Annotated in this window: 12 protein-coding genes and 2 pseudogenes; 9 read left to right on the top strand and 5 right to left on the bottom strand. The window is 73.7% G+C overall.

Annotated elements, in window-relative coordinates; all coding sequences use genetic code 11:
* Window positions 1–62 precede the first annotated feature (62 nt).
* The 6 genes and pseudogenes from QHG49_RS04960 (at window position 63) to QHG49_RS04935 (ending at window position 5,737) form a co-directional block, all read left to right on the top strand.
* Window positions 63–602 (top strand): (2Fe-2S)-binding protein, encoded by a 540-nt coding sequence (locus QHG49_RS04960; protein ID WP_301487347.1) that lies wholly within the window; start codon window positions 63–65, stop codon window positions 600–602.
* The gene (locus QHG49_RS04955) at window positions 599–1,594 is read left to right on the top strand and encodes a xanthine dehydrogenase family protein subunit M (RefSeq protein WP_301487346.1); all 996 of its coding nucleotides are present in this window, start codon (window positions 599–601) and stop codon (window positions 1,592–1,594) included. The genes QHG49_RS04960 and QHG49_RS04955 overlap by 4 nt, the downstream gene beginning before the upstream one ends.
* 31 nt (window positions 1,595–1,625) lie before the next feature.
* Window positions 1,626–3,731: a xanthine dehydrogenase family protein molybdopterin-binding subunit gene (locus tag QHG49_RS04950; RefSeq protein WP_301487345.1), complete on the top strand. Its 2,106-nt coding sequence runs from the start codon at window positions 1,626–1,628 to the stop codon at window positions 3,729–3,731.
* A 74-nt stretch (window positions 3,732–3,805) separates the two neighbouring features.
* Window positions 3,806–4,299, top strand: a pseudogene (locus tag QHG49_RS04945) (glycoside hydrolase family 65 protein); the annotation flags it as partial.
* Window positions 4,300–4,473: 174 nt separating this feature from the next.
* Entirely contained in the window at window positions 4,474–4,908 is a 435-nt protein-coding gene (locus QHG49_RS04940) for a cold shock domain-containing protein (protein ID WP_145487341.1), read from the top strand.
* A gap of 79 nt (window positions 4,909–4,987) precedes the next feature.
* A complete protein-coding gene (locus QHG49_RS04935) occupies window positions 4,988–5,737 on the top strand; it encodes a thioesterase II family protein (protein WP_145487342.1) in 750 nt (249 codons plus the stop codon).
* Window positions 5,738–5,762: 25 nt separating this feature from the next.
* Here the strand turns inward: QHG49_RS04935 and QHG49_RS04930 are convergent.
* The 5 genes and pseudogenes from QHG49_RS04930 to QHG49_RS04910 all read right to left on the bottom strand — a co-directional run.
* Window positions 5,763–5,930 (bottom strand): annotated as a pseudogene (locus QHG49_RS04930) (alpha/beta hydrolase); the annotation flags it as partial.
* Between the two features lie 120 nt (window positions 5,931–6,050).
* Window positions 6,051–6,704: a M15 family metallopeptidase gene (locus tag QHG49_RS04925; RefSeq protein WP_301487344.1), complete on the bottom strand. Its 654-nt coding sequence runs from the start codon at window positions 6,702–6,704 to the stop codon at window positions 6,051–6,053.
* Window positions 6,705–6,752: 48 nt separating this feature from the next.
* Window positions 6,753–7,934: a cytochrome P450 gene (locus QHG49_RS04920; RefSeq protein ID WP_301487343.1), complete on the bottom strand. Its 1,182-nt coding sequence runs from the start codon at window positions 7,932–7,934 to the stop codon at window positions 6,753–6,755.
* Between the two features lie 24 nt (window positions 7,935–7,958).
* The gene (locus QHG49_RS04915) at window positions 7,959–9,314 is read right to left on the bottom strand and encodes an NAD(P)/FAD-dependent oxidoreductase (protein WP_159706827.1); all 1,356 of its coding nucleotides are present in this window, start codon (window positions 9,312–9,314) and stop codon (window positions 7,959–7,961) included.
* Window positions 9,304–9,513: a ferredoxin gene (locus QHG49_RS04910; RefSeq protein ID WP_145487346.1), complete on the bottom strand. Its 210-nt coding sequence runs from the start codon at window positions 9,511–9,513 to the stop codon at window positions 9,304–9,306. The genes QHG49_RS04915 and QHG49_RS04910 overlap by 11 nt, the downstream gene beginning before the upstream one ends.
* Window positions 9,514–9,739: 226 nt before the next feature.
* Between QHG49_RS04910 and QHG49_RS04905 the strand changes: the two genes are divergently transcribed.
* From QHG49_RS04905 to QHG49_RS04895, 3 genes are read left to right on the top strand one after another with little or no spacing between them, the layout of a single operon-like run.
* On the top strand, window positions 9,740–10,462 hold the full coding sequence (locus QHG49_RS04905; protein WP_145487347.1) for a FadR/GntR family transcriptional regulator: 723 nt from the start codon (window positions 9,740–9,742) through the stop codon (window positions 10,460–10,462).
* Window positions 10,459–11,295 (top strand): sterol desaturase family protein, encoded by an 837-nt coding sequence (locus QHG49_RS04900; protein ID WP_301487342.1) that lies wholly within the window; start codon window positions 10,459–10,461, stop codon window positions 11,293–11,295. Before QHG49_RS04905 ends, QHG49_RS04900 begins: the two co-directional genes overlap by 4 nt.
* A 37-nt stretch (window positions 11,296–11,332) precedes the next feature.
* Window positions 11,333–11,686 carry a hypothetical protein gene (locus QHG49_RS04895; RefSeq protein WP_145487349.1) on the top strand — a complete coding sequence of 118 codons (354 nt, stop codon included), beginning with the start codon at window positions 11,333–11,335 and terminating at the stop codon, window positions 11,684–11,686.
* The last annotated feature ends 171 nt before the right edge of the window (window positions 11,687–11,857 follow it).

The raw sequence follows: 11,857 nt of genomic DNA, 5'->3' as shown, positions 1-11,857 counted from the left end.
CCCCGCGAACCTGGATACGCGGAGCGCACGGCACCACGGTCCGTCCGGAAGGCCCACAGCCCATGACCAGTGACAACGCGCCCGCTCCGGCATCGGAGATCACCCTGAGGGTGAACGGCAAGCCGCACACCCTGTACGTCGACCACCGCCGCGTCCTGCTGGACCTGCTCCGCGAGGACCTGGGGCTCACCGGTGCCAAGAAGGGCTGCGACCACGGCCAGTGCGGGGCCTGCACCGTGCTGGCCGGCGGGCGGCGGCTCAACAGCTGTCTGCTGCTGGCGGTGACCCTCGACGGCGCCGACATCACCACCGTGGAGGGCCTGGGCGGCGACGGCGAGGAACCGCATCCGCTCCAGCGGGCCTTCCTCGACCGCGACGCCTTCCAGTGCGGCTACTGCACCCCGGGCCAGCTCTGCTCCGCCGTCGGCATGCTCGCCGAGGCCGCTGCCGGCCACCCCTCCCACGTCACCGACCCCGCCGCCCCCTCCGGCCGCCCCGTCGCGCTGGACCGGCCCGAGATCCGCGAGCGCATGAGCGGCAACCTGTGCCGCTGCGGCGCCTATCCGGGCATCGTCGCCGCGGTCGAGGACGTGATCGGGTGAACGGCTTCGGATACCTCAGGCCCGGCACGCTCCAGGAGGCCGCCGAGGCGTACGCCGCCCACCCCGGCGCCCGCTACCTGGCCGGCGGCACCAACCTGGTCGACCTGATCAAACTCGGCGTCGAACAGCCCGCGTTCCTCGTCGACGTGGGCGCCCTGCCCCTGGACGGCATCGAGGAACTCCCCGACGGCTCGCTGCGGGCGGGGGCCACCGTCCGCAACAGCGACCTCGCCGCCGACCCGCGCGTACGCGACCGCTACCCGGTGCTCTCCCAGGCCCTCCTCGCGGGTGCCTCGGGGCAGCTCCGCAACGCCGCCACCACCGGCGGCAACCTCCTCCAGCGCACCCGCTGCCCCTACTTCCAGGCCCTGGACAAACCCTGCAACAAACGCGATCCCGGCAGCGGCTGCGGCGCCCTGGAAGGCGTCCACCGCGACCACGCGGTTCTCGGCCGGTCCGCGTGGTGCATCGCCACCCACCCCTCCGACATGGCCGTCGCCCTCGCCGCGCTGGACGCCGAGGTCGAGCTGTACGGCATCGACGGCACCCGGAACATGCCCGTGGCCGACTTCCACCGGCTGCCCGGCGAGCACCCCGAGCGGGACACCGAGATCCGGCCCGGCGAGATCGTCACCGGCGTGCTGCTGCCGTCCGCCACGGCGGGGGTGCCCTCCGCCTACCGCAAGGCCCGGGACCGGGCGTCGTACGCCTTCGCCCTCGCCTCCGTGGCCGTCGTGCTGCGGCTCGCGGGCGGCACGATCGAGCATGTGGGCCTCGCCTTCGGCGGGCTCGCGCACAAGCCCTGGCGGGCCCGGCACGCCGAGGAGGCGCTGCGCGGCGCCGCCCCCACCCCGGCCGCCCTCGAACACGCCGTCGACCTCGAACTGGCCGCCGCCCGCCCCCTGGACGAGAACGCGTACAAGGTGCCCCTCGCCCGCAACCTCGCCCTCGACGTCCTCGGCCGCCTCACCCCCGCCCCCGCCGTGGCCTGACCGCGCGTCCACTCCGGCGACAGGAGGACCCATGCCCCACACCGACACCGCCCTCGGCGCCCCCGCCGAGCGCCTGGAGGGGCGGCAGAAGGTCACCGGCGCCGCCCGTTACGCCGCCGAGCATCCGCAGCCCGGCCGCGCCTACGCCTGGCCGGTGCCCGCCGCCGTGGTGCGCGGCCGGGTCACCGAGGTGGACAGCTCGGACGCCCGCGCCCTGCCCGGCGTCCTCGCCGTCCTCAGCCCCGGCGACGCGCCCAAGGTCGCCGAACCCGAGGACGCCACCCTCGCCGTGCTCCAGGACCCGCACGTCCCGCACCGGGGCTGGTGCGTCGCCCTCGTCGTCGCCGAGACCCCGGAGACGGCCAGGGCCGCCGCCCGGCTGGTGCGCGTCCGCTACGACAGCGAGCCGTACGACCTCGAACTGAGCGAGGAGCATCCGCGGGCCTACGAACCGCAGGAGGCGAACGCCGGGCTGCCCGGCCGTGTCGAACACGGCGACCCCGAGGGCGCCTTCGCGGCCGCGGCCACCCGTGTCGACGTCGCCTACCGGGTGCCGCCGCTGCACAACCACCCCATGGAACCGCACGCGACCACCGCCCGGTGGGACGACGACCGGCTCACGGTGTACACCTCCAGCCAGGGCGGTACGACGGCACGCGCCGTGCTCGCCCAGATGTTCGAGCTGCCCGAGGACAAGGTCACCGTGGTCAGCGAGCACGTCGGCGGCGGTTTCGGCTCCAAGGGCACCCCGCGCCCCGACCTGATCCTCGCCGTGATGGCCGCCCTGCGCACCGCCCGCCCGGTCACCCTCGCCTACCCCCGCCGCTATCTGCCCACCGTCGTCGGCCATCGCGCGCCCACCCTGCACCGGCTGCGCCTCGGCGCCGACCCGGACGGGCGGCTGACCGCGCTGGTGCACGAGGTGACCACGCAGACCTCACGGGTGCGGGAGTTCGTGGAGCAGGCCGCGGTGCCCGCCCGCGTCATGTACGCCACGCCCGGCCTGCGCACCCTCCACCGCGTGGTCGCCCTCGACGTGCCCAGCCCCTCCTGGATGCGGGCCCCCGGCGAGTCGCCCGGCATGTACGCCCTGGAGTCCGCCATGGACGAACTCGCCGAGGCGCTGGCCATGGACCCGGTGGAGCTGCGCATCCGCAACGAGCCCGAGCACGAGCCGGGCACCGGCATGCCGTTCAGCAGCCGGCATCTGGTGCAGTGCCTGCGCGAGGGGGCCCGCCGGTTCGGCTGGGAGGGCCGCGATCCGCGCCCGGGTGCCCGCCGCGAGGGGCCCTGGCTCCTCGGCACCGGCGTCGCCGCCGCCACCTACCCGGCCTCCGCCGTCCCGGCCACCGCAACGGCGCGCGCCCTGCCCGACGGCACCTTCACCGTGCGCATCAACGCGACCGACATCGGCACCGGGGCCCGTACCGTCCTCGCCCAGATCGCCGCCGACACCCTCGCCACCACCCTGGACCGGGTGCGCATCGAGATCGGGCACAGCGACCTGCCCCCGGCCTGGCTGGCCGGGGGCTCCACCGGCACCGCCTCCTGGGGCTGGGCCGTCCACGACGCCTGCGCCGACCTCGCCGACCAGCTCACCGTCCGCGAAGGGCCGTTGCCCCCCGACGGGCTCGAAGCGCACGCCGACACCGCGGGCCGCGCCGACGCCGAAGTCCCCTACGCCCGGCACGCGTTCGGCGCCCACTTCGCCGAGGTCGCCGTCGACACCGTCACCGGCGAGACCCGGGTGCGCCGGCTGCTCGGCGTCTTCGCGGCCGGGCACATCCTCAACTCCCGTACCGCACGCTCCCAGTTCACCGGCGCCATGATCATGGGCCTGGGCATGGCCCTCACCGAGAGCAGCACCCTGGACCCCGCGTTCGGCGACTTCCCCGAGTGCGACCTCGCCTCCTACCACGTGCCCGCCAACGCCGACGTGCCCGACATCGAGGCCCACTGGATCGACGAGGACGACACCCACCTCAACCCCATGGGCAGCAAGGGCATCGGCGAGATCGGCATCGTCGGCACCGCCGCCGCCATCGGCAACGCCGTCCACCACGCCACCGGCGTCCGCTGCCGCGAACTGCCCCTCACCCCCGACCGGATCCTCGCCGATCTGCCGGCCCCGGGCTGACGGTGGCCGGGCCGACCTGGGAGTACGACGGCTACCAGGCCGAACGGGAGCGGCTGCGGGAGTCCCTGCCCGGCGAGACCGGCCGCTGGGCGGAGGTCACGCACACCCTCCATGTGCCCTGGCGCGACGGGGTGATCAGCCAGTTCGCGGGCTACGGCGACCTCGCCGAACTGGACTGGGGCGGCTACCGCGAACGCTGCGGCGACATCCGGCGCCCGGACCGGATCCTGGAGGCCGAGGGCGACACCGTCAACCGCTACCGGGCGTCCAAGCAGGCCGACGTGCTGATGCTGGCCTACCTCTTCGCCCCTCGCGAACTGCGCTCCCTGTTACGGCAGTTGGAGAACGACATCGACGAGGACATCTGGTCCGCGACCGTCGACCATTGGGCCGCACCAGCCACGGCTCCACCCTCAGCGGGCTCGTGCACGGCTGGATCCTGACCCGCGCCCGCCGCGCCGACGCCTGGCACCACGTCCAGGAGACGCTGCGCGGCGACATCGCCGACATCCAGGGCGGCACCACCGGCGAGGGCATCCACCTCGGCGCGATGGCCGGCACCCTCGATGGGCGCCCCCGTCGACGTACGCCTCACGGGCCGGGTGGTGACGGTGCGGCCGGGGCGCACGGTGCGGCTCGCGCTACCGCGGTGAGGTCCCTCCCCGGGGTCGAAACCGGGGCCGAAGCTGTGTAAGTTCACCTGCGTTGTCGTTGTGCTGGTGTTGCTGGAGGTGTGTGGGCTGTGCTGATGACCGGCAAGGTGCTGCGTTTCGACGAGGTCCGCGGATACGGGTTCATCGCCCCTTCCGAACCGGGCGAGGACGTCTTCATGCACGCGAACGATCTGCTGGACGAGAAGTACCTCTACCACGAGGGCAGCGAGGTCGAATTCCACATGGAGAGAGGGGAGAAGGGCCCGAAGGCCTCCCAGATCCGGCTGGTCTACCAGCCCTCCTCGCACCGCCTGCCCAACCGCCCGGTCTTCTCCGACGGCTCCGCCACCGCCGAACGCCCCGCCGCCGCGCCGTCCGGCGAGGGCACCGGCGCGGGCCGCTTCCGCACCGAGCTGACCGAGGTCCTGGTCACCTCGGTCGACTCCCTCACGGCCGCGCAGATCCGCCAGGTCAGGGAGCGTGTCGTCGAACTGGCCCGGGAAAAGGGCTGGTTGACCGCCTGACCGGGTTCGCCGAGCGCCCTCGGCCGGACCCCGGCGAGGGATCCTGCCCCACCCCTTCTCCTGGCCCCTGGAGCACACCGTGACGACAGCCTGCCCGACCGGCGACCCGTGGGTGCGCCGCTTCCACCCGGCGCCGCGGACGCCCGCCCGGCTGGTGTGCTTCCCGCACGCCGGCGGCTCGGCGACCTTCTACTTCCCGCTCTCCGCAGCCCTGCGCGGCGTGGCCGACGTGGTCGCGGTGCAGTACCCGGGACGTCAGGACCGGCACGCGGAGAAGGGCATCGAGACCATCGCGGAGCTGGCGGACCGCGCGCACGAGGCGCTACAGCCGTACGCGGACCGCCCGTTGACGTTCTTCGGGCACAGCATGGGAGCCATCGTCGCCTTCGAGGTGGCCCGCCGCTTCGAACGCGACGGCGAGGGCCCCGTCCACCTCTTCGCCTCCGCGCGCCGCGCCCCGTCCGCCTACGCGGGCGAGAACGTGCACCAGCGGGACGACGACGGCATCATCACCGAGATGCGGCGGCTCAGCGGCACGGACGCCCGGCTCCTGGACGACGAGGAGATCGTCCGGATGATCCTCCCCGCCCTGCGCAGCGACTACACCGCCGTCGAGACCTACCGGGCCACGCCCGCCACCGTCATCGCCACCCCCATCACCGCCCTCACCGGCGACTCGGACCCCCGCGTCACCCCCGAGGAGGCCCACGCCTGGCGCGGCCACACCACCGGCCCCTTCGACCTGCGGATCTTCCCCGGCGGCCACTTCTACCTCTCCGAGCAGATCCCCGAACTGTCGGAACTCCTGCGGACCCGGCTGACGGCCTGAGGCCCGCGCGCGGTCGGGCGGCGGCTCAGGCGGTCCCGACCGCCGGCGCGCCGGTCCCGGCCGGCACCCGGGCCGCCGGGGCCGGTGCGACGAGCCACCCGCAGTGGCTGCTCTTGAGGGTGTGGACGTCGTACGGGTTGTCCGGGGTCGGCGCGTCGCCCTCGCGGATCAGCCGGTCCCGCAGGGCGAGGGGACGAACGTCGGCCGCACCTTGTCTCCCCGCTCCCGGCTCCCGCCACCGGAGACCCCCGGGGGACCGCAGGCGGGCGGAGATCACCGGCGCGACCGGGACGAGCGGCATCCGCCCGCCGCGCTACCCGAGGTCCCTCGGGCCGTAGAGTGCCGCCGGAGCCCCCGTCGTCAGGGCCCAGTACCGGTCGCCGTACGACCAATGCCACCATTCCGTGGGGTAGTTCACCAGGCCGGCGGCGGTCAGGGCCGAGGTCAGGATGTCGCGGTGGGCGCGGGCCGTGTCGCTGATGTCGGCGGCCCTGGTGTAGCAGGCGCCCGCGCTGGCCTCCGGGTCGGCGTTCATCGCCGTTCCCATGTCCAGTTCCTGGCCGTCGGCGTCGACGAGCGTGAGATCGACGGCCGCCCCGGCGCTGTGCGGCGCGATCTCGGGCGGCGAGACGTAGCGGCTCGCCGCCGAACGCACCAGCTCGGTGGGCCAGTCGGGGTGGGCGGCGCTCAACTCCGCGCGGTACTCCTCGAAATAGCGTCGCTGGAGGGACGGCGGCCGGTACCCCTCGACGAAGAGCAGCCGCAGCCCCTCGGGCAGCAACTCCTGTGCCTTGAGCAGCCGTTCGAACACACCCTCGCGCAGCCGGGCGTACGCTCCGTCCCCGTCCACCTTGCGCGCGTCGATCCGCAGCCGGCCGTCACGGCGCACATCCACCAGCCGCTCACCGCACTCCCGCACGGGCACGGCGGCGACCTTCGGATCGGACATCAAGATGATCTCAGCCATGGGCCGATCGTCTCAGCCCGACGCCGCCACCGGGAGGGGCACGAGCCGTCAGAACCGCAGCGTCAGATGGCGGGGTCCCCGCAGCATCGCGTTCTGCCGGTACGGCGGCGGGTCCTCGGCCAGTTCCGCCGTGCCCAGCCGGGGGAGCAGCGCCGTCAGCGCGGACTGCGCCTCCAGACGGGCGAGCGGGGCGCCGTAGCAGAGGTGGATACCGGAGCCGAAGCCGAGGTGCTCGTTGTCGGCGCGGGCCGGGTCGAAGCGGTCGGGATCGGTGAAGCGGCGCGGGTCCCGGTTGCCCGAGGCCAGGGCCAGGAACACGGAGGAGCCGCGCGGCAGCGTGGTGCCGGCGACGTCGAAGTCGGCGAGCGGGATGCGCTCGCGCATGTGCACCGGCGGCTCGTAGCGCAGCAGTTCCTCCACCGCCCTCGGCATCAGCTCGGGTTCGCGGCGCAGCCGGTCCAGTTCCCCGGGATGGCGCAGCAGGGTCAGGACCCCGTTGGTGATGAGGTTGACCGTGGTCTCGTGCCCGGCGATCAGCAACAGCACGGCCGTTTCGGCGAGTTCCTCCCGGCTGAGCCGCAACTCGGGGTCGGGCTCGGAGACGAACGCGGACAGGAGGTCGTCGCGCGGGTCGTCACGGCGCTGCTCGGCCAGGCCCACCAGATATCCGCCCATCTCCTGGCGGGCCCGCTCCGCCTCGTCGCGCGGTGCCGAACTCGCGTCCGGCCGTACGTCGGCGGACGCCACCAGCGTGTCCGACCAGGCGCGGAAGAGCGGTTCGTCCTCGTGCGGCACCCCGAGCAGCCGGCAGATCACCGAGACCGGCAGCGGATAGGCGAAGTCGTCCACGACATCGACCTGCCCGCCCGACTCGAACGGCGCCAGCAGTTCCTTGGTGATGTTCTCGATCTCGGCGCGCATCCCGTCCACCCGGTGCGGTGTGTGCGGCGGGCCGAACGGCCGCATGGCCAGCGTGCGCAGCCGGTGGTGCTCCGGGTCGTCCAGGCGCAGGAACGGCGGCTTGGCGGTCTCCAGGCCCCGGGTGCGGGGATCGGCGCTCATCCGCGGATCGTGCAGCAGCGCGGCGACCTCGTGATAGCCGCCGATCAGCAGGCTGCCGTCGGCCTGCGGGACGACCGGGCCGGCCTCCCGCAGCTCCGCGTACAGGGGGTAGGGGTCGGGGCGGCTGGCGTAGTCGGTGATCCTGGCCAGCAGGGTGCCGGGGTCCATGTCGGCTCCTCGAATCGGGGCGGGCTATACCACCGTCAGCCGGCGGTCCGGCAGATAGCCGGTCAGTGCGACCGTCGGGCCGTGGGACAGCACCGACGGGTCCGGTACGTCGGAGGGGATCGGGATCTCGGCCGCGATGGCCCGGTCGGCGGCGCCCGGCGGCGGCGGGAACGGCGCGCCGGTCTCGATCAGGTGCTGGTAGTAGTCGAGCGACTTGGCCATGTCGACGGTGACGGCGGCGGTGACCCGGCCCCGGTAGCCGTAGACCATGGCGAGCCGGCGCGCCTCCAGGGAGCCCTGCGCGATGACCACGTGGTCGGAGTAGGTGGGCACTCCCACCGACTTGATGTTGAGCCCGAACTGTGAGGACCAGAACGTCGGCAGGGCCAGGTGCGGGCGGCGCAGCGGTCCCGGGTTGACCATGTTGTGCGCGGCCACCTCGGCCTGGGTGACCGCGTTGCCCCAGTGCTCCAGGGACAGCAGCTGGTAGCCGAAGAGCGGGTGCGGGAAGCGGGAGACGTCGCCGGCCACGAAGACGTCGTCGGTGACGATGCCGTACATGGTGAAGGCCCGGCACCCGGCGTCGCAGGCCACCCCGCGCGGGCCCGCCGCGAGCCCGGAGTCCGCCAGCCACTCCACATTGCGCACCGCGCCGAGCGCCACCACGCACACATCAGCGTCCACCTGGTTGCCGTCGGACAGCTCCACGCCGGTGAAGGTCTTCTCGCCGAGCAGCCTGGTCACCGTCACCCCGGTGCGCAGGTCCACGCCGTGGCCGCGTTGCATCACGGCCGCGAGCTTGGACAGGGTGCCGCCGAGCGCGCCGACCAGGGGCGCGGGGCCGCGCTCGGTGACCGTGACCTCCAGACCGCGTTCCCGGCAGGCCGAGGCGATCTCGGAGCCGGTGAACCCGCCGCCGATCACCAGCACCCGCCGGGGCCCCGCGTCCAGCCGGGCCGCGAGCCCCGCCGCGTCCTCCCGGGTGCGCACGGTGCAGACGCCGTCCAGCGCGGCCTCCTTCGGGTTCGGCCAGGGCCGGGCGCGGGTCCCGGTGGCGATCAGCACCCGGTCGTACGGCAGTGACTCCCCGTTGTCGAGCAGCACCCGCTTGCCCAGCGTGTCCAGGCCGGTGGCCCGCACCCCGAGCACCCACTGCGCCTCGGGGTCGCGGCGCGTCGGCAGCCCGGTGGAGTCGGCCGGTGCGACGCCCAGCAGCACCTGCTTGGACAGCGGCGGGCGGTCGTACGGCGGATGGGGCTCGTCCCCGACGACGGTCAGGGAGCCGGTGAAACCCTGCTCGCGCAGCGCCTCCGCGGCCCGCAGCCCGGCCAGCGAGGCGCCCACGACGACGATCCGGCCGTCCGTGAGGTCATCGGGCACCGTCGTTCACCTCTTCCCCGAGGAGGATGGCCTGCACCGGGCAGGCCGCCGCGGCCTCGCGGACCCGTTCGACCTGATCGTCGGGGACGGCCGGGGCGTACAGCAGGCTCTCCTCGCCGTGCAGCCGGAACACGTCCGGCGCGAGGAACACGCACTGTGCGTAGCCCTGGCAGCGCGTGAGGTCGACAACGGTCTGCATCTCAACCACTTCCTCCTCCGCCGTACCGCCCCCTCACGTCCAGCATGGGGTGAGACCCCGGCGCTCGCACGGCCACCCGGACGACGGCCGGGAGGCGGCGCACCAACGCCCGCTGCCGGAGAGCGGCTTGACGGATCCGGACGAACACCGACATCCGCGCGGGCCCGCGGAGAAAAACTGGTCCAACCAGTTGACCACTGTACGAACCGCGTCCACCCTGATCGCCATGACCGAGGGACACATACGGCGCGAGGCGGTCTCCGACCAGCTCTTCGCCCTGCTGCGCGACAGGATTCTCGGCGGGGCGCTGCCGGCGGGCGGCGCGCTCACCGCCGAGCGGGAACTGGCGGCCGAGTTCGGGGTGAACCGGCACGCCGTACGGGAGGCCGTCAAACGCCTCCAGCAGGCCCGGCTGGTCGAGGTCAGCCACGGCGGCCGTACCCAGGTGCTGGACTGGCGGCGCACCGCCGGTCTGGAACTCGCCGTGGGCATCGCCGCCGCCGACAGCGGGCCCACCGTGCAGGACATCGCCCGCGACGCCCTGGAGATGCGGGCCTGTATCGGCGCGGACGCCGCCCGGCTGTGCGCGCTGCGCTGCTCCGCGCGGGCCGCCGCCGAGATCGCCGCGGCCGTCGAGGCGCACGCGCAGGCCGGTCCCGATCTGGCCGACCTGGACGAGACCTACATCGCCTGGTGGCGGCTGATCGTGGAGGGCTCCGGGAACATCGCCTACCTGCTGGCCTTCAACAGCCTGGTCGACGGCCTGATCCCGGTCGCCGACGTGCCCGCCGACCTCGGCGCGGGCGAGATCCTCGACGTCGAGGCCCACCGGCGCCTCGCCGGGCACATCACGGCCCGCGAGGCGCAGGCGGCCGAGCGACTGGCCCGCGAACTGCTGACCCGCGGCGTGCCCGCCGCGCCCCGCACCCGGAAGGGGGCCCGCCGGTGATCCCCGCCGTGGTCTACGCGATCCCGGCGTTCGTGCTGCTGGTCGTCGTGGAGGCGCTGTCGTACCGCTTCCTGCCGGACGACGACGAGCGCGGGTACGAGCTGCGCGACACCGTCACCAGCATGTCCATGGGCGCGGGCAGCCAGGTCATCGCGGTGCCGTGGAAGGCCGCGACGATCGTGGTCTACGCCGCCGCGTACACCGCCGTCCCCTGGCATCTGCCGCCGTCCTCCGGCTGGACCTGGCTGCTGCTGTTCTTCGGCGACGACCTCGCCTACTACGCCTACCACCGGGCCCACCACCGGGTACGGGTGCTGTGGGCGAGCCATGTGGTCCACCACTCCAGCCTGCGCTACAACCTGTCCACCGCGCTGCGCCAGACCTGGACGCCGATGACCGGCCTGCCGTTCTGGCTGCCGCTGGCGCTGCTCGGCGTGCCGCCGTGGATGATCCTGGTCCAGCAGGCGGTCAGCCTCGTCTACCAGTTCTTCCTGCACACCGAGCGGGTGGACAGGCTGTGGCGCCCCGTCGAGTGGTTCTTCAACACGCCCTCCCACCACCGCGTCCACCACGGCTCCAACCAGGTCTACCTGGACCGCAATTACGGCGGCATCCTCATCGTCTGGGACCGGCTGTTCCGCACGTTCGAGCCGGAGGGGGAGCGGGTGGTGTACGGCCTGACGAAGAACATCGGCACGTACAACCTGGCGTGGGTGGCCTTCCACGAGTACGCGGCCGCCTGGCGCGACGTCCGGGCGGCGGTGCGGTGGCGGGACCGGGTCGGATATGTGTTCGGGCCGCCGGGCTGGTCACCCCGCCAGTCGATGAGATGATGATCGCCAGGTCGAGTCGGAACTCCGGGGGGTAGAAGTGGCCGGATCGGTCCCGTGCCGTGTCGTCGTGTGCCGTGACTGCTGCTGCGGCACCCCGAAGGTGACCGGCGTCGACCACGCGGCGCAGACCGCCCGGCTGGAGGCGGAGGTGCCCACGCGGATCTCCGACTGCCTCGACGTGTGCGACCAGGCCAACGTCATCGTCGTCCAGCCCTCCACCGCCGGCCGGTCCGCCGGCGCCCGCCCGGTCTGGCTGGGGCTCGTCAACGACCCGGAGGCGACCGAGGACGTCATCACCTGGGTACGGTCCGGGGGGCCGGGCGTGGCGCCGCTGCCGGAGATCCTCGGGCTGTACGCCTTCACACCGCCGGGGCGTGCGGCGAACTCCTGAGGGCCACGGGCCGGGAGAACAGCCGTAGTTCTGGCCCGCCTTCACCACCCGTGACCCCGGCCGGTTGTGGTACGACGGCCCGTCCCGCACCCGGATCCGACCGGCCCGTACGGCGGGCAGCTCCGCCCGGCCCGGCCCCGCGACCGGCCCGCGAAGGGCGCGGACGGCGTG

Source organism: Streptomyces sp. WP-1 (assembly GCF_030450125.1).
Lineage (GTDB): Bacteria > Actinomycetota > Actinomycetes > Streptomycetales > Streptomycetaceae > Streptomyces > Streptomyces incarnatus.
Note: the sequence above shows the minus strand (reverse complement) of the source record. Positions and strands in the feature narration are given on the sequence as shown.

Coding starts and splice junctions, on each gene's coding strand:
- QHG49_RS04960 (WP_301487347.1), top strand. CDS start 63: ATGACCAGTGACAACGCGCCCGCTCCGGCATCGGAGATCACCCTGAGG.
- QHG49_RS04950 (WP_301487345.1), top strand. CDS start 1,626: ATGCCCCACACCGACACCGCCCTCGGCGCCCCCGCCGAGCGCCTGGAG.
- QHG49_RS04925 (WP_301487344.1), bottom strand. CDS start 6,704: ATGGCTGAGATCATCTTGATGTCCGATCCGAAGGTCGCCGCCGTGCCC.
- QHG49_RS04920 (WP_301487343.1), bottom strand. CDS start 7,934: ATGGACCCCGGCACCCTGCTGGCCAGGATCACCGACTACGCCAGCCGC.
- QHG49_RS04910 (WP_145487346.1), bottom strand. CDS start 9,513: ATGCAGACCGTTGTCGACCTCACGCGCTGCCAGGGCTACGCACAGTGC.
- QHG49_RS04905 (WP_145487347.1), top strand. CDS start 9,740: ATGACCGAGGGACACATACGGCGCGAGGCGGTCTCCGACCAGCTCTTC.